Genomic DNA, 16,236 nt, shown 5'->3' with positions numbered 1-16,236 from the left:
TACACTAACTTCTTAAGTATTAAGAACTTTTTACCTTCGCTGCCGTTATGGCCGATGTGCACAGTCGTGCCATAACATAAACCCGGCTTACAGTCCGAGTGTGCATTAGGAAGGAAGCCATAATACGAAAACTATGGCTAAAAAATTAGATGGAGATAAAAATCTATGTGAACGGGAACTCCTTGAGAAGATTCTCGGCATAGTGGAGAAACAGTTGCAATTACCACTTCCAAGTGAGGCAGGTGGGTGCTGTCTCTATGACAACAAGTCTTTGATGGAGAAATTGCACATCAAAGAGAAGTATCTGAAAAAGTTGCGTGACAACGGTTATCTCGGTTATTCGCGCGAAGGTGACAAATACTGGTATACACAGGAAGACGTAGACCGTTTTCTGCGCCGATTCCATTATGACGCTTTTGCTATTGGTGATGAACTGCCTAAACAGGAAGGAGGTGGCTATGTTTGATAATCTGCATTTGACCAATATGCTTCGCTCGGAAGTTGAAAGCGTTCCGGAGACAGGTCTTCCGTTGGATGCATTTCCAGACAAGATACAAGAGATTATACTAAATCTTGCCAGATACGAGAATTTCAATGTGGAATATACAGTTTCGATTATCCTTTCTGCCGTTGCTACTGCGGTAGGTAATTCTTGTCATATCCGCATAAAAGGAGAATGGAAGACCTGTCCGTCCATTTATATGATGTTGGTTGGTCGTCCTGGTCTTGGAAAGACACCTCCTCTTGGTTTTATATATAAACCGATTAATGAGTATGATGACCGGCTGCATGAAAAATATGAATTGGAATGTGACGAATATGAAAGAGCCATGTCTGTCGGCAAGCACGGGAATGACGGGGAAGGGCAGTTGCTCAAAAAACCGAATTTTGTAACGACGGTTATTTATGACTCCACTCCGGAGGCGATGATGAATATTCATCAGCATAATCAACGTGGGATAACATTGGTAGTCGATGAAATTCTGGCTTTATTCAATTCGGTCAAAAGGTACAATAGTAAGAATAATCTCATTGAAGATTTGCTGACAGCGTATAGCGGACAGCCGTTAAAGGTTATCCGCAAGTCCGAATCACGTCCTGTTCTAATCAAGAATCCGTGTGTAAATGTCATCGGTTCAGTACAGACGAATATGCTGCAGGAAGTCTTCCGCGCAGAATTTCTTGCCAACGGATTGCTTGACCGTTTTCTGTTTGTCTATCCCAAAAACAGGAAGATATCCGGATGGAGACGGGAAGAAAGGAATACAGTCCGCCCTGACGTCATGAATCAATGGAGGACAATAATCAATAGAATTTTAAGCATCCCTTGTATCCTTGATGACAAGGGCACAACGGTAAATCCCCGTATCCTTACAATGTCTGACGATGCGGAAGAATACTTTTATGAATGGTACAATGGAATTATCGATGCTGTAAATGCCATTGAGGATGATGCGAATGTTGAAAGCCGGAAGATGAAACTCAACGGCCATGTAGCACGTCTTGCCCTGTTGTTTCAGGTAATGAAATGGGCTACTGATAGTGGAGATATGCAATATATTGAGTGGGATTCCGTAGAATCGGCAATCCGTATGATTGATTATTATGAGGAAACATACAGGAGGATCCAGGAAACCATTGTCATAAACAGTATCGGCGAAACGAAGGAAGTCTGGCTTTCCCTATTGGGAGATAGGTTTACTTCCGGGGATGCTGTTATTGCTGGTAGAAAAGTCGATATGTCCAGACGTACCGTCTATTATGCGCTTGACCAATTGTGTCGACTTCAGCACCCTCTAATAGAAAAACTTCAGCATGGAGTCTATCGCAAACTTATGACAGAAAACACTGATGCACCTTGCACTATTGCACTTTCGTCTTACCAAGATACCAAGCAAATTTCTCAAAGTGCAAAAGTGCAGAGTGCAACCACACTAAAATCAGAGGACCATGAGTGAATACAGATTCCATTTACAGAAATACCGACCTGGAAGCAAGACTACTTGTCCGAGCTGTGGTAAAAGCCGGTGTTTTGTCAGGTATATTGATGAACAGGGCAACATTTGCTTTCCCGAAAATGTCGGTAAGTGTGATCGTGAAAACAGTTGTGGCTACCACTATACACCTAAAGAATACTTCAAGGATAATCCTGATGTGTTGGAAATGGATGAGGGAAACGGCAAGTCGCTCCTTTCTGCCCCTTATAAGCAGGCAGATAAAACTCCGTCTTGTATTGTTCCTTCGTATATTCCATCATCTTATGTGTTAAGGAGTCTGTCGCATTATTCAATCAACCCTTTATATCAGTATTTCTGTCATGTATTTGGTGAAGATGAGACAACCAGATTGTTTGAAATGTATCGCATAGGGACATCTTCAAAATGGGGAGGCGCAGCGGTTTTCTGGCAGATAGATATAAATGGGCAGGTAAGAACCGGAAAGGTAATGTGCTATAATGCAGAGACAGGGCATCGGGTTAAAGGGCCTCAGGCTTTTGTCAGCTGGGCGCATTCTGAGTTGAAGTTGCATGATTTCCGTTTGAAGCAGTGTCTGTTTGGAGAACATCTTCTGAAAAATTCATCGTCTCCGGTAATGCTGGTGGAAAGTGAAAAGACCGCTGTTGTAATGAGCCATTTTATCCCCGATTATATATGGCTGGCAACAGGTGGAAAGAACGGTTGTTTCAACAGTGAAGCTATGCAGGTTCTCAAAGGCAGGGAGGTTACTCTCATCCCTGATTTAGGAGCAACCGAACAATGGAACGCGAAGTCCGCTTTATTATCTGGCATTTGTAAAAAGGTTACTGTCTCTGACATTCTAGAACGTACAGCGACTGAAGAACAACGCAGTCAAGGGTTGGACATTGCAGATTTCTTTCTCTTTTCACCGTCCAAACGTCAAATACTTCAACTGATGATACAGCGTAACCCTGCTTTGCAGTTGCTCATTGACGGACTGGATCTGGCATTGGTGGAGTAATCCGAAGTCTTACTTCGGGAATTTATAAGAAAGTCCATAACACAATAAGGACTTTTTGCCTGACAGCAATAAAGTTCCTCTGGCATCCGGCAGAATCCGGTTCGGAGTGAGCAAGCTCAAACATAAATCATTTATAAAAAGAATACCTATATGAATACAGATATAAAACAAGCTATGCACGTCGGAGCCGGCAAATCATTCGGCACGGCAGAGGCCAATGAAAATGAAAGACGTTGGAACGATGACAAGATTGACAGAAAGAATCAGGATCCGACCAACCACTACGACAGGACCAGAATGAAATTGAATTTCGAGATCGGTCCTGACGGAAAGATACATCCGTTGGGTTATCAGGAGAAATCGCTTGAAGTCCGTCTGCAAGAACGGCTGGACGAATTGGGTTGGAAGCCGTTCAAGGCGGACAGCAAAATCCAACCGAACTGTTGCGCTAAGTTTGTCTTCGGAGGAAACCATGACCGGACGCTTGAAATGGCTTTCGGGAATCAGTCCGTCAATCTGGAGAAAGGTGCGGACAACAGCCACCTGCACCGTTGCGAGGAAATCGAGAATTGGGCGAAAGATGTCTATGACTGGTGTGTCCAAATATACGGGCAGGAGAACATTGTCGGGTTTCAGGTACATCTTGATGAGAGCAGTCCGCATATTCATGCCTTGGTTGTTCCTGTTGGTATTCGCCCCAAAAGCGGACGGAAGTGTGTGATGTGGTCGGCAAAGTTCGGGAAAGACCGCTATGAATATGGTCAGATATTGAAAGAAATGCACACATTCTTGTATGAAGATGTCGGTAGCAAATACGGTCTCGAACGAGGTGACAGTATTGAGGGGCGTAACGTGCATCATCTGCACAAACGCGATTATATCCGCAAACTGACCAAGGAGGCAAAACAGGCGGAGAAAGCCGTCAAGGGACTTCAATCCATGATGCGGAATCTGGAATCAAAGATTTTCAGTTATAGGCTGCAACTTGAAGAGACGGAAAAGGAACTGGCTTCCGGCAAGATCACACTCGACAGATATGAAGCGCAGAAAGCGGATATACAGAAACTCATTGCCGAGTATCAGACCAAACTCGAAGACAAGACCGACAAGCTCCACGCAAAGGAGCAGGAACTGGAGCGGCTGACCGCAGATGCGACAAAAGCACGTTCAGTTGTTCAGCCGTTCCGCAACCACAAAGTTGATTTCATGCCACCTCAAATTACCGAGAAAGTACCCTTGTTCGGTACTGACAAATGGGTCGAGCGGCAGAACCAACGTATTGCCAAGCAGTTTACCGAAATTGTCCGCAAGATAGAATCACTGTACAGGAATGATGCTGCACGGCAGGTTGAAGCCGCCCAGCGTAATGTATTGGCGGATTATGGGGAGCTTTATCAACTGAGACGGGAGAACAAATCTCTTTCTGACACAAACGAAAGTTTGGAGTCAGAGTTGAATACACTGCTTGACCAGCTGGCTATACCATCGGCGCGCAATCTGATTTTTGCCGTTGCCGATGCACTTATCGGTGGACAACCCGTACCGGTTTCCTCCGGAGGTGGTGGCTCGACCTCTGACCTGCCTTGGGATGGCCGGAGATCTGACGAAGAGGAAGAAGCTTATCGGAGGAGGTGTTTGATGTTTGCGATAGTAACGGTATGTAAGCAGCAAACGAAAAGTCGAAGGAAATAATTATAATTCGCCAAATTGCCAAACAAAAATACGCCAAATTTCCAAATGTATTTTATCCAAATTTCCAAATTTGTGTTGCAATTTATATGATTCATAAACTATTTCCCTATCTTTGCAAAAACTATGTATCCATGGAATATAAAAATCGAATAGCAGATAAATTATTGCGTGATAAGTTAGAGGCAATGGGGGCTGTTTTAATTGAAGGTCCAAAGGCTTGTGGTAAGACGACTACGGCTGAACAACAAGCTAAAAGCATCATTTATATGGACGACCCAGTAAAGCAAGAACAGTATAAACAGATGGCGCAAACTAATATCCGTTTTTTGCTTGAAGGAGAAACGCCACGTTTGATTGATGAATGGCAACATGTTCCTCAGTTTTGGGATGCCATTCGGTTTGAAGTTGATCATAGAGATGACGATGGTCAGTTTATGCTTACAGGATCTGCAGTTCCAGCTGATATGAAAGAAATTCATCATACTGGAACTGGAAGATACGGATGGCTTACTATGCGTCCTATGAGTCTTTGGGAGTCAGGAGAATCTACAGGAGAGGTTAGTTTGTCGGATTTGTTTCTTACTCCTGATAGAATAGGAGCATTAAACAAACTGACATTGCCAATGCTTGCATTTGCCGCTTGTCGTGGCGGTTGGCCTAAGTCTCTGCAAAAGAAAACGGAAAAGGCAGCATTATCGCAAGTGACGGAGTATTATAAAGCCATTACAAATAGTGATATATCGCGAGTAGATAACGTGAAAAGAGACGAGGAGCGAGCAAAAAGAATTATGCGTTCATATGCTAGACATCAGGGCTCTCAAGCAAGCATAGCAACAATTCTTGCTGATATATCAACAAATGATACTGGAAACATCAGCGATGAGACAGTAGGAGCATACCTTACTGCTTTACGAAAAATATTTGTGATAGAAGATATGCCGGCATGGAATCCAAATCTGAGAAGCAAAACAGCAGTGCGCACATCTGACACAAGATATTATGTAGATCCTTCATTGGGAGTTGCTGCTTTGGGGCTTGGGCCTAATGACCTGGTTAATGATTTGAATACATTTGGATTGTTTTTTGAGACGATGTGTATCCGTGATCTTCGCGTTTATGCAGATGCTTTGGATGGTTCAGTCTACCATTATAGGGATAAAAATGGTTTGGAATGTGATGCTGTGGTGCATTTGCGTAATGGTGCATATGGTTTAATTGAGATAAAATTAGGCGGAGAAAAACTTATTGAGGATGGAGCTAAGACATTAACTGCACTTACCAATATTATTGATACTTCCCGAATGAAGGCACCTGCTTTTTGTATGGTACTAACTGGTGTCGGAGATTTTGCCTATAGACGGACAGATGGTGTTTATGTTGTTCCTATTGGATGTTTGAAAGATTAATTGTGGGTAAAAGCGGTTATAGGAATAATAATTTTGTCAATAAGCCGAACGACTCCATCATCCCTAAAGCAATATCTCACACCATAGAGAAACTGATAGATATTACGCAAGATGGTTCACATAAAAGGGTTGATTTAAATTTACAAATTTCAGAATATGTAAAAGAAACCCAGTCTCCTTTTATCTTTAGGTCTTGCCTTTATCAAGTAATGGATGTTGTAAGATGGTACAGTGACTTAATAACAAAATTGGCTGAAGGTTAAATTAATGGTGTAGATACTAATTGAAAAGTGCGCCAATATTCCAGTTGAAAAGTGCGCCACCATAGGATAAGTATAATGACCTTTGTATAATCCAAATGCAAAGGTAAAATGAAGACTATGGTAGAAAGACAATCAATAATACACATGTATAGAGTATGCGGTTATAGCAAACGGCGTATCTTTCGTGAACTTCATGTCAGCCGTCATACCGTTGACAATATTCTTTCAGAGTACGAATCAGCCATCCGCACGGACAATCCAGAAGAGGCTTTGAGTGATTTGCTTACCATCCAGCCCAGGTATGACAGTTCCAGACGCCGTCCTCGCCGGCTCACACAAGAGATTAAGGATAAGATAGGATTTTGCCTGAAGAAGAATGCCGTTAAGATAGCTACCGGACTTCGCAAACAGCGCATGTTGAAAAAGGATATCCACCAGTTTCTGTTATCTCAAGGATACACCATCAGTTACGCCACAGTATGCAGTTATATAAAAAATATAGAGTCATACAAAGAGAAGAAAAAGAGCGAAGCCTTTATCCGGTTGTTCTATGAGCCTGGATGCATTGCCGAGTTTGATTGGGGTGAAGTTCTTCTTTTTATTGACGGTGTCAAAACCAAGTTTTATCTGGCCGTATTCACTTTCGGGCATAGCAATGGCAGATACGCCTATCTTTTCAGGCATCAGAATACGCTTGCCTTCATGGAGTCCCACCGTAACTTTTTCAGGGATATACATGGTGTCCCCGCTATGATGGTCTATGACAATATGCGTGTAGCCGTCAAGAGCTTTGTCGGTGGTGATAAGAAACCTACAGAAGCTTTGATGAAGATGTCCGGTTTCTATTGTTTTGAGTACCGTTTCTGTAATGTACGGGAAAGGACATGTGGAGCGCAGCGTGGAATATGTCAGAAGGAAAGCTTTTTGCCTGACAGACCATTTTGGTGATATACATTCTGCCCAGGAGCATTTAAACCGGGTATGTATGCAGGTCAACAACGAGCAAGGCAGTCTTTCAACAGCGGAGAAAACATCACGTTTGGAAGCTGACCTGTCATCGCTGAAGCCTTTTCCCGGTAATCTGGGCTGTTTTGAGGTCTATGAGTACATTGTGGATAAATGGTCAACTATCAGCATGAAAAATGTTCATTATTCCGTACCTGATTCTCTTGTGGGAGAAAAAGTACATGTCAAGGTTTATAGTGAAAAAATCGTCATCCTGTACGGGAAGGAGAAAGTGGCCTCTCATCAACGCAGTTATTGCGGTGGAGACTGGTGCATCAAGCTGGAGCACTATTTGCGTACACTTTCCCGTAAACCGGGGGCATTGCCCCACTCTGTGGTCTGGCAAAGAGCACCGGAAGAACTGAGAAGGCTGTATGACATCCATTTTAAGGAGGACAACAGGACGTTTGTTCTGTTGCTGGACTATGCCCGAAAAAATGGATTTTCCGGAACGGACATTGTCACGGCATGCAAGGAGCTGACCGGACGTGGTGTCAGAAAGATATCTCCGGACCAGGTAAAGGCCATGCTGCATGGTAGCGTACAGGGAGAAACAGAAGAAACCATGGAACCGCCTGTTCTCCCGGCACAACAGGAGAATATAGAAAGAGAAGCTGTGGATATGCTTGAAGGCATCACGGCGCTCATGACAGGATACAATGAAGTGCATGATATAATACCAACCATTTAAGTTTATAATATATGAAATCAGAAAAAGAAACCATTTATGACTATGCTGCAGAACTGAAGCTGCTGTCCTTTAAAGAGGAACTGGAATGCACCCTTTCATTGGCAGCTGAAGAAAACTGGAACCATCTGCAGTTCTTGACGGAATTGCTTGGAAAGGAAAGCGCCAGGAGAAGGGAGTGTAGAAGAAGATCAAGGATAAGATCTGCGGGATTCCCACAAATGAAGTATCTGCATGAGCTTGTTATGGAAGACATGCCCAAAGAGGCACAGGTAATATTACCTGAATTGGAGACACTGGACTTCATCAGACAGGGAAGAAACCTGGTCCTGTATGGAAATCCGGGAACGGGAAAGACGCATATTGCTACGGCTTTAGGAATAAAGGCCTGCCAACAGGACTTTACCGTATTGTTTACTTCAGTGCCGGTCCTGCTTACCCAGATAAGGGAGGCTAAATCAGCAAAGACACTGAGGACGCTACAATTAAGGTTTGAAAAATACGATCTGGTCATCTGTGATGAGTTCGGATATGTCAGTTGTGACAAGGAAGGAGGAGAACTGCTTTTTAACCACCTGTCGTTAAGAGCCGGGAAAAAGGCTACAATCATTACTACTAATTTGGCTTTTAACAGATGGAATGAAATCATAAAGGACAAGGTGCTTGTGGCGGCAATGGTTGACAGGCTTACACATAAAGCTTATCTGGTTAATATGACCGGACTGTCTTATAGGCTTAAGGAAACACAAAAAATGAGACAAGATAAATGAATATTTTAAACTTATAGTAATTTTGTAACCAGTTATGGATGGAGCTCTTTTCAATTAGAATACGGCGCACTTTTCAATTAGTATCTACATATATATTATTTAAGTTCGAAGATTCTGTTGATGGTGTCAGCTAATTTATCATTGATGATTTTCGAGTTCCAACTGTCAAATTCAAGAATAATACCAACTTGTCTGGAACCGCCGGAGTCTGTATAAGACCTGCCCATTGTGATATTTACAGGCAGGTTCTCCTCTTTGGCTACCTCTATAAAAGCGTTTGCCAGCTTTTTTAACATTTCACATCTTATCAACATAGTATTTTCGGATTAGTGATTATGAATTGGCAGCCATGAAGAAACCGGCATTATTATACTGTTGCCTGATTTCTGCGGATGTAAGAATATGATACTTGGTATACAACTCAGCATTGAACAAGTCAACCTGAATACAATACTCCACGATTTTCTCCACTTCTTCCGGAGAGAGTGCCCAATAGTCCGCTACTCTGCAAAGCATATTCTTACACCAATACAATGAATGGTTTCCTGTACGGAATATCTCATTTTCTATATAATCATAAACCGCATATCCATTACATCCATATACAGTTTTCAGATCACTGACTTTGGTTTCATGCAACTGTGATGTCCTTTTATAACAAGGCAGGAATGGAATAATCTTATTGTCTGAAATAACGGATTTCATAATGTCTTTTATTTAAATTTCGGTAATAAGGATGCAGTTCAGATTCTTATTGAATTCTGAACAAAAGATTGTTGCTGCAAAAAATTATACTCTTGCAGGTATATCGTATCTTTTACGTATTTTTTTTACGTAATTGAAAACAGTCTTTTCACAGACTTTTGGAAAAGAGGGATTATTCTCCTTTAGATATTCATGAATCTGGGTGGAAGAATAATAAGGACAGGTTATCAGCAAATGCTTAACTGACTCCTCATAAGGATCGAGACGGCAGGAATAAGAAGGGCGCGGACGATTGCCATGTTGAAGAAGCTCATCAACATTTAATCGGGAAAGCCGCATGACTCTGCCAGGAGGAAGTTGCAGCTTCTTTGCTATTTGAGAACGGCTCAAGCCAAGAAGTCGAAGTTCGGCAATGTTATGCCAGTCTTGATAGTCTTCTGTAATCTTTTTTGCATCCATTTTCTACATAAATATAGTTTTCGTAAAGTGAAATATTTAATGTTACGAAAAAGTGATGCGGCAAAGTTACGAGTTACAAAAGGTAGGCTTCACTGTCTACCACCTTGTCTTGTTGTGCGGACAGCGGGAATACCGCCAGGGCAAGCAGCAATGTGAACGCGATTCGTTTGAGTTGATCCATAATATTGTTTGACTTTTCGGGGTTAGACATAACGACCGATGGCGACACGCGGGCACGAGTCGCGCGTCACGTATCGCCGTCAGGCATGTTTTTCCTGCCGCCATGAACAACGGCGGGGGTATATGGTTATCCGGATGTTGCCGATGGAAAAAATCGGCTGGAAGAAGAAATAAATTTCTCGCAACGTTTCACAACAGCTTTGACCTGATGCTTTTCAACACACGCCACACCGTCATGCCTGAGAGCTTTATTCTCTTCCTAAGCAGATAGTTGGCAATCCGTTGCGTTCCCCATCTTCTTGTCTCACGCACAGATTAAGGATAATGGTTTCAATTTCAGGTGTTATCTTCATATTGGCAAGTCTTGATGGACGTTTAGACTTATCGGACAATTCCGACTTGCCTTGTTCTTTCTCGCAATTTATCCAACGGTATAACGTGGAACGGGTAATCCCGCACCGAAAGGCAGTTTTTGTCACAGAACCCGTTTCGACGTATAGCTCAAGCCATTTTTGGCGCATCCGTATATCTTCTTTCATGCTACGAAGATACGGATTAAGATTTGCCAACGAAAAGAAAAAGTGTAGCGTATCTATTGATACTTGGAAATTAAATACTACTCCGCTTTTCAGCCATCTCCTTAATACCAGCCTGTCAATCTACACATTGTTGAGAAGCCATTCATGATTAATATGATCAAAACAACCCTTAATGTCACCTTCCAGTATCCATTGTGGTAAACAGTCTCTACTCAACCATCTATGAAGTGCGTCTATTGCATCTGCAGTACTTCTAAACTTTCTGAACCCATATGAGTTCGCATCCGCTTCACTTTCAGTTATAAGTTCTAAAGCCATAAGATATATCCTGCACGGCTCTGTCCTTCATGGTTGGTATTCCCAAAGATCTTGTCTTGCCATTTGCTTTGGCTATGTTGACCTTCCTCAGCGGGAAGGCCTTATATCCTCTCCTTTTCAATAAACATATAGCTTCTATTTTCTTGGCATCAGTGTCCCACTTCATATGGTCAACCCCTGCCGTACGTTTACCTTTATTGGAAGTTACTTTCCTTATCGCCAATGCCTTGGCTTCGTAGGAAGTGGCAAGTAGGTACCGTAAGGCCTTTACCTTGTTGTACCTCTTTTCTTTGTGGGCCTTTGCTATTCGGACCTGCAGTTTTCTCACCTTACGCTCATATTTGGAAGAATCGATATCTTTTCATGTCGTGTTTCGTACGGTTAAAGATGCACACTCGGCTTTTGCCTTGCTCATTTGCAGTTTCTTCATTTTATTAAAGTTCTACAATCGTTTCACAAAGAATTACCCTGCGGAAGTCTGCCTGATTTCGCATGGGGTGATGTTTAAACCTCTATCCTCCGCATTACACAGAATCATTCACTTTCTCCGCAATCCTTTACCCGCACCACATTCGGCTTTTCTTGCAATTGGCTTACCTGCCTGACATAGACAGGAGAAATACGGGTTTACCAAGTTCCGTACAAGTAACTGACGCCCGACTTAGAGCCCGCCCCTCCACCGCCAGTATGATGTCCGTGTAGCCTTACATTCCAAAAAGACTATCCTGACTACCCACCTTTTGGTTATAGCTTATAAATATCCGTAAGCTATTTCTTTATTACGATGGTATAGCGATTCACATATGTTACTCATATCAGTCAGCCTAACAACCTATACATTGGATATTTTTGTAAAGGACTGCATTGTCAAGAGGACTTCGCACTAAACCATTACTGGTAAAGTACGCCTCTTTAGACTACTATTGACGGAACAATAGGTTCAGGCACAGTGCTGAACAATTACTTGTACGACTTCTTGTCACACGGAATACCTAAAGATACCAAAAGGCCAACTAATTCGCAATAATCTGGCTATAAATTAGTTGTCTAATTTTATGGTATTTACTGGATTTCTCTAATTAAGCCTATTCCACAAAAGGCAAAGTTATACTTAAATAGTTGACCTTTCATTTTGATATTTGAAGTAATTTAGATAAAAAATAACTCATTGTATATATCACCTCGTCGGCAATATCACAAACGAAGGATTATTCCGTATTTCCCAGCATTCCAGCTTATCTCCGTTGGGCAGTATTATTCTCTCTTCTAGGTAAGTAACTATAGGCTGTGGGGAGAGCCTCACCCGGCTGTCCGAAACGAACAGCCGGAGAGGGCGGTCAAAATTCCGGCTCTGAAAGTCCGATAAGGCTATTTCCGCAAGTTGTGTTTTCCCGTCCTTTACCATTGCTACAAACAATAAGCTGTCGTTCCTTCCTTTCGCTACCGAACAGATCTTTACGCCGCTTGACCAGGTTACAGAAGTAGGCGTATCATTCTTCTTGTCTGCTATCTCATGTATATTCCATGCGTAGATTGTTCCCGAGCGAGGAATGAAGGCATACAGTGAGTCACCGATGACCTCCATGTCATAGGATTCACCATGCGGTTCTGTACTGCTACCAATAAAGTCGCTGCCAGTACCTAGCTTGGCAAACACGGTGTTGTTGTTCACTGCCGTCAACAGAACCGCCTTACGGTCGAACACCCGTACGTTAGTCTCCTTCGAGTCACGTACGAAGACGAAGTTCTTCGTGGCAGCCACACAGCCCGCCCACGACACGTTACTTACCGGCCATATGCCTGTACCCAGACGAGTTAAGTACGTCCCAGAATGTTTATCGAACACCTGCACCTCCCGACTGTCACCAGCAGCTACAAACAGGTGCCCATCCTCCACATAAATATCACGGACAAAAGTGCGCTCTCCGTTGGAGATGCTCCGTTTATAAGTCAAGCGCTTTACGTCAAAAACGTCCACGCATCTCTCGGCAAAGTTTGCCACGTATAGCTCGTCCCCATCAAGGAAGAGGTTCACTGCCTGCAACGTGCGTCCCTCACCTATATCCTCTGCCCCACGTGATATATAGCCGTCTAGATAATAATTGTCCGTTATCTTCACTGTATCCATTGGCTGTGGCAGGTAACGGTCTTCTGTGATTTCCCTTACCTCAGTCTGCTCGCAGGCCGTCAACGCTAACGCAACCCCTACGCCTATCATCATTCGGCTTCTCATCTCATTTCCTCCTTCTCTTTAGGTATAGTGACTGTATCTATCGGGTGCTCGGTGAAGTATTTCACTAGCCGGCTCTGCCTGCAGAATCTCTCAATATTCTGCTTCAGCACTGTATCGTCCTGAAAGATAGCACTGATATCACAGTCCCTATACGAGGCATTCTCTGGCTTATGGAAACCCAACAGATTGCGGTTGGGATAGGGCAGGTCACCCTTGTAGCTCAGCCACAGGTGCAGTTGCCAGATAAACTCTGTCCAGCCCACGTTCACCCCTTCACCGTTATTGGCAGCATAAGTCATGTTACTGTTGTGAGAGTAGCCCATGCAGTGCATAAACTCGTGTGCAATGGATTCCCAGCCGCTGAACGAGGCGTAGTGCCCGTAGAAATTCCAGTCTGTCACTGCCCAAATGTATCCACCTCCCAGTCCGCCATAGGCTGGACTGCTCTGTCCCAAGCGGAATGTCTTTTCTGATTTGAAGCGTTCCTTCTCCGTCTGGTATTTTTCAGCATTGAACAGATTTCTGTCGTTATCGCACAGATCGCCGCCCATCACCTCTCTGAAGTGGGACATCACATAATTATATTCGAGTGTAGTCATCATATAGGCGTAGTTAGTCACAATCACCACCCACTCGCGGGCGTAGATGGGACGCAGTTCTCGGTAGGGACAGTTATCTCCAGCGGTAGGTGTCCAGCTGTAGTTAGAAAAACTGCATGTCCATTTAGCATCTATCTTTGACAGCTTCTCGAGATGTTCGTCGTCGCTCACTAGGCGCACCTTCATCCGTTCCATGTCAAGGTGAGGACATTCTAAACTCACGAAGCCCCCATCCATCGTGCGACACACGCTCCTCTTACCCACGAACGAGGGCTTGAATTCGAAACTGGAGAACGCAGGAATAGAGTCGAGGTAAGCCACAGGCAAATATTCCTCGGCCTCAGGTATATACATCTCCAGACTCACTTTATGAATAGTCTTTGCCGACCAGCTGGTGATGCGGAGCAAGTCGTCCTCTTCCGCCCCTGTTACGGTAACAAGTTGGTCTGTACGGAAAGTGCAGTCTGCCTTGTTCACGATTTTTGATGAAGGATCGCTCAGGTTCAGGAGGATTCGGGTATGTTCTGCTCGCAGCTTGTCGTAAGTCACAGTGTCCGTAGGGAAATCATTCTTGAAAGGAATTTCGATGTTATTGTATACCATCTTTTCCTCATAGACAGTGGAGCAGCCTGCAAGTAGTATTGCCGTGATGCAAATTGCCGCTGTCACGCCTTTCAGAATCATACTTTTTGTCATTTTCTTGTCATTCATACGATTATTCTTTTGTAGGTTGTTTATAATAGTATTTAGGATGAGAATATTCATTGCCTTTCACTTTAGTTGTTTATCTCGGTCATGCGAGATATCGGGTTGCTGCTCAGCTCCAGCCTATCTCCCTGCTTTGCCTTATAATACTTACGGTCACATTCCAATTTGCAAATATAGCTGTTTAGATAATGTGTTCAGGCTAGGGTGCGATGGCAATAAGGACAAATATCGAGTTGGCAGACCACTCCCTTCCACTCGCAGTCCTTACGGAATTCCACCGTGCCCCTTGCGTAGTATACTTTCCAGATCGTTTCCAAAAAAGATGTATATTAATACCCTATTTTTTACAGTAGTACAGTAGGATTCATTATTAAAGGGTAGAAATCAAAAAGCATACTGTCGGCCTCCTGCCACTTCAGAATGTTCGTGATCTCAATCCGTTATTACTAGGAATCGAATGTGTACTTGTTATACCTTTGTCAATAATTCCCAGCACTGCCATGCCGGAAACAGGTCACAAATGACTATTCAAAAAAAGGACATTAATCGGAACACGAATGATACCTCCTGAGTTTCCAAAAGGGAGAAAAACATAAGAATGAACAATAATGTCACGGGAACGATCTCCACACCCCATTTCTCTATCAGTTCAAAAGTCACGTGCAGGTCACATACCCTTCTTTCCGAAAACATATGACCGGAAAGGCAGGAGCAGAGAACACGGAAAAAACAATTCAAAATTTAGTGCATGATATTAAAAAAATATACATTGAAAATCAGAGGAGCTACCCGCCAATCAACAGGTGATTGGCGGGTAGCCCTCTGGCTTAAAATAAAAAATCACCTTACCAGATTCGGGTTTTTCTGGGAATCCATATCAGGATATGGAAGATACATCAGATTGTCACTCCATGTCCTGTTCGTATATTCTACAGACTCCTTTACCTGAATCCCGTCGGCGACTTCAACAGCCGTGTTCTCCGCTCTTTCCTTAAAGGTGTCTTTCAGTCTGTTCATACGGAACTGGTCCGCACGGCGTGTGACAAGGGCCACCCAGTAGCCTGCCACCTCCCAACCATGCTCCTTATAAGCCGCTTCGGCAAGGTCATCTGCAGAAAGTCCGGTGAGCGGTTCCAGTCCGGCACGCTTGCGGACATCATTCAGACACTTGAATGCCAACTCGTCCGTCTGCCCCGTCCTGGCCTTGGCCTCCGCATACCACAACAAAACCTCCGAATAACGAATGATTCTATGCCGATGGTCATTACACATGTTCTGACTGGCCGGTTTTGTATAATCATACGGGGCACTGATATTCACTTTTGACGCAGGATCCCAGTTGACGGAGAATATACTGAACATGGGGTGATGTTCCGGAACGACAGGGGTACCGTCCTCCTTCAACTCCCACCAGTCAACCAACGTTCCGTCTTTCAGACGAATCTTGGGATCATAAGTCGCATCTTTTCTCGGACCGTCAGGAAACTCCTTCCAGAAACGAATTTCACCCCAGGCGTCTCCCCAACCGCCCAGCGATTCAAACTGGTTACATGAAGTAAGCTCCGAATCCTGGGCCCAATCCACGAACGGTGAATAGTTTATGCCGAGCACCGTCTCATTATTATAGTTATTGCTCATAGCATACACATCTTTGTAATCCTTATCGAGCTTATACTCGTATTCACCTCTGTT

The 16,236-nt window shown here is 43.6% G+C and carries 16 protein-coding genes and 1 pseudogene; 8 read left to right on the top strand and 9 right to left on the bottom strand.

Going from position 1 to position 16,236, the window contains the following annotated elements; all coding sequences use genetic code 11:
• The first annotated feature begins 133 nt into the window (after positions 1-133).
• The 7 genes and pseudogenes from KO473_RS18925 to istB all read left to right on the top strand — a co-directional run bounded on the left by KO473_RS18925 (position 134) and on the right by istB (position 8,803).
• Positions 134-466, top strand: coding sequence for a helix-turn-helix domain-containing protein (locus tag KO473_RS18925; RefSeq protein WP_005811501.1), 333 nt, complete (start codon positions 134-136; stop codon positions 464-466).
• Positions 459-1,958: a DUF3987 domain-containing protein gene (locus KO473_RS18920; RefSeq protein WP_011203629.1), complete on the top strand. Its 1,500-nt coding sequence runs from the start codon at positions 459-461 to the stop codon at positions 1,956-1,958. The genes KO473_RS18925 and KO473_RS18920 overlap by 8 nt, the downstream gene beginning before the upstream one ends.
• On the top strand, positions 1,951-2,979 hold the full coding sequence (locus KO473_RS18915; RefSeq protein ID WP_005822199.1) for a DUF6371 domain-containing protein: 1,029 nt from the start codon (positions 1,951-1,953) through the stop codon (positions 2,977-2,979). The genes KO473_RS18920 and KO473_RS18915 overlap by 8 nt, the downstream gene beginning before the upstream one ends.
• Before the next feature lie 150 nt (positions 2,980-3,129).
• Entirely contained in the window at positions 3,130-4,671 is a 1,542-nt protein-coding gene (mobV, locus tag KO473_RS18910; RefSeq protein ID WP_005822197.1) for a MobV family relaxase, read from the top strand.
• Positions 4,672-4,802: 131 nt separating this feature from the next.
• Complete coding sequence (locus tag KO473_RS18905; protein WP_005811493.1) at positions 4,803-6,077, top strand: ATP-binding protein; 1,275 nt, start codon at positions 4,803-4,805, stop codon at positions 6,075-6,077.
• A gap of 371 nt (positions 6,078-6,448) precedes the next feature.
• Positions 6,449-8,036, top strand: a pseudogene (istA, locus tag KO473_RS23835) (IS21 family transposase).
• Between the two features lie 11 nt (positions 8,037-8,047).
• Complete coding sequence (gene istB, locus KO473_RS18895) at positions 8,048-8,803, top strand: IS21-like element helper ATPase IstB (RefSeq protein WP_005811485.1); 756 nt, start codon at positions 8,048-8,050, stop codon at positions 8,801-8,803.
• A gap of 95 nt (positions 8,804-8,898) precedes the next feature.
• Here istB and KO473_RS18890 read toward each other — a convergent pair whose 3' ends face one another.
• The 3 genes from KO473_RS18890 to KO473_RS18880 form a co-directional block, all read right to left on the bottom strand.
• On the bottom strand, positions 8,899-9,117 hold the full coding sequence (locus tag KO473_RS18890; protein ID WP_005811483.1) for a hypothetical protein: 219 nt from the start codon (positions 9,115-9,117) through the stop codon (positions 8,899-8,901).
• 19 nt (positions 9,118-9,136) lie between these two features.
• A complete protein-coding gene (locus KO473_RS18885) occupies positions 9,137-9,508 on the bottom strand; it encodes a DUF4373 domain-containing protein (RefSeq protein ID WP_005811481.1) in 372 nt (123 codons plus the stop codon).
• Positions 9,509-9,592: 84 nt separating this feature from the next.
• Positions 9,593-9,967 (bottom strand): hypothetical protein, encoded by a 375-nt coding sequence (locus KO473_RS18880; RefSeq protein WP_005811479.1) that lies wholly within the window; start codon positions 9,965-9,967, stop codon positions 9,593-9,595.
• A 55-nt stretch (positions 9,968-10,022) separates the two neighbouring features.
• Between KO473_RS18880 and KO473_RS18875 the strand changes: the two genes are divergently transcribed.
• The gene (locus KO473_RS18875; protein ID WP_005811477.1) at positions 10,023-10,160 is read left to right on the top strand and encodes a hypothetical protein; all 138 of its coding nucleotides are present in this window, start codon (positions 10,023-10,025) and stop codon (positions 10,158-10,160) included.
• A gap of 235 nt (positions 10,161-10,395) precedes the next feature.
• Here the strand turns inward: KO473_RS18875 and KO473_RS18870 are convergent, their stop codons facing one another.
• From KO473_RS18870 to KO473_RS18845, 6 genes are all read right to left on the bottom strand, one after another.
• Complete coding sequence (locus KO473_RS18870; protein ID WP_011203625.1) at positions 10,396-10,686, bottom strand: helix-turn-helix domain-containing protein; 291 nt, start codon at positions 10,684-10,686, stop codon at positions 10,396-10,398.
• Positions 10,687-10,806: 120 nt separating this feature from the next.
• Positions 10,807-11,004 (bottom strand): reverse transcriptase domain-containing protein, encoded by a 198-nt coding sequence (locus KO473_RS18865; RefSeq protein ID WP_008775183.1) that lies wholly within the window; start codon positions 11,002-11,004, stop codon positions 10,807-10,809.
• A complete protein-coding gene (locus tag KO473_RS18860; protein WP_004308130.1) occupies positions 10,982-11,332 on the bottom strand; it encodes a reverse transcriptase N-terminal domain-containing protein in 351 nt (116 codons plus the stop codon). The genes KO473_RS18865 and KO473_RS18860 overlap by 23 nt, the downstream gene beginning before the upstream one ends.
• Before the next feature lie 849 nt (positions 11,333-12,181).
• On the bottom strand, positions 12,182-13,237 hold the full coding sequence (locus KO473_RS18855; protein WP_005811475.1) for a YncE family protein: 1,056 nt from the start codon (positions 13,235-13,237) through the stop codon (positions 12,182-12,184).
• On the bottom strand, positions 13,234-14,547 hold the full coding sequence (locus KO473_RS18850; RefSeq protein WP_005811473.1) for a hypothetical protein: 1,314 nt from the start codon (positions 14,545-14,547) through the stop codon (positions 13,234-13,236). The genes KO473_RS18855 and KO473_RS18850 overlap by 4 nt, the downstream gene beginning before the upstream one ends.
• 837 nt (positions 14,548-15,384) lie before the next feature.
• Positions 15,385-16,236, bottom strand: an 852-nt coding sequence (locus KO473_RS18845; protein WP_216035136.1) for a RagB/SusD family nutrient uptake outer membrane protein, incomplete at its 5' end; no start/stop codon positions are given.

It is taken from the genome of Bacteroides sp. HF-4919 (assembly GCF_018860125.1).
The sequence above is the reverse complement of the archived record's forward strand: the minus strand, read 5'-3'. Positions and strand labels throughout refer to the sequence as shown.

What these genes read in the sequence shown, in the direction of transcription:
- KO473_RS18855 (WP_005811475.1), bottom strand. Translation starts at nt 13,237, where the DNA reads ATGAGAAGCCGAATGATGATAGGCGTAGGGGTTGCGTTAGCGTTGACG.
- KO473_RS18920 (WP_011203629.1), top strand. Translation starts at nt 459, where the DNA reads ATGTTTGATAATCTGCATTTGACCAATATGCTTCGCTCGGAAGTTGAA.
- KO473_RS18905 (WP_005811493.1), top strand. Translation starts at nt 4,803, where the DNA reads ATGGAATATAAAAATCGAATAGCAGATAAATTATTGCGTGATAAGTTA.
- KO473_RS18890 (WP_005811483.1), bottom strand. Translation starts at nt 9,117, where the DNA reads ATGTTGATAAGATGTGAAATGTTAAAAAAGCTGGCAAACGCTTTTATA.
- KO473_RS18885 (WP_005811481.1), bottom strand. Translation starts at nt 9,508, where the DNA reads ATGAAATCCGTTATTTCAGACAATAAGATTATTCCATTCCTGCCTTGT.
- istB (WP_005811485.1), top strand. Translation starts at nt 8,048, where the DNA reads ATGAAATCAGAAAAAGAAACCATTTATGACTATGCTGCAGAACTGAAG.
- KO473_RS18865 (WP_008775183.1), bottom strand. Translation starts at nt 11,004, where the DNA reads ATGGCTTTAGAACTTATAACTGAAAGTGAAGCGGATGCGAACTCATAT.
- KO473_RS18850 (WP_005811473.1), bottom strand. Translation starts at nt 14,547, where the DNA reads ATGAATGACAAGAAAATGACAAAAAGTATGATTCTGAAAGGCGTGACA.
- KO473_RS18875 (WP_005811477.1), top strand. Translation starts at nt 10,023, where the DNA reads ATGCGGCAAAGTTACGAGTTACAAAAGGTAGGCTTCACTGTCTACCAC.
- KO473_RS18870 (WP_011203625.1), bottom strand. Translation starts at nt 10,686, where the DNA reads ATGAAAGAAGATATACGGATGCGCCAAAAATGGCTTGAGCTATACGTC.
- KO473_RS18880 (WP_005811479.1), bottom strand. Translation starts at nt 9,967, where the DNA reads ATGGATGCAAAAAAGATTACAGAAGACTATCAAGACTGGCATAACATT.
- KO473_RS18925 (WP_005811501.1), top strand. Translation starts at nt 134, where the DNA reads ATGGCTAAAAAATTAGATGGAGATAAAAATCTATGTGAACGGGAACTC.
- KO473_RS18915 (WP_005822199.1), top strand. Translation starts at nt 1,951, where the DNA reads ATGAGTGAATACAGATTCCATTTACAGAAATACCGACCTGGAAGCAAG.
- mobV (WP_005822197.1), top strand. Translation starts at nt 3,130, where the DNA reads ATGAATACAGATATAAAACAAGCTATGCACGTCGGAGCCGGCAAATCA.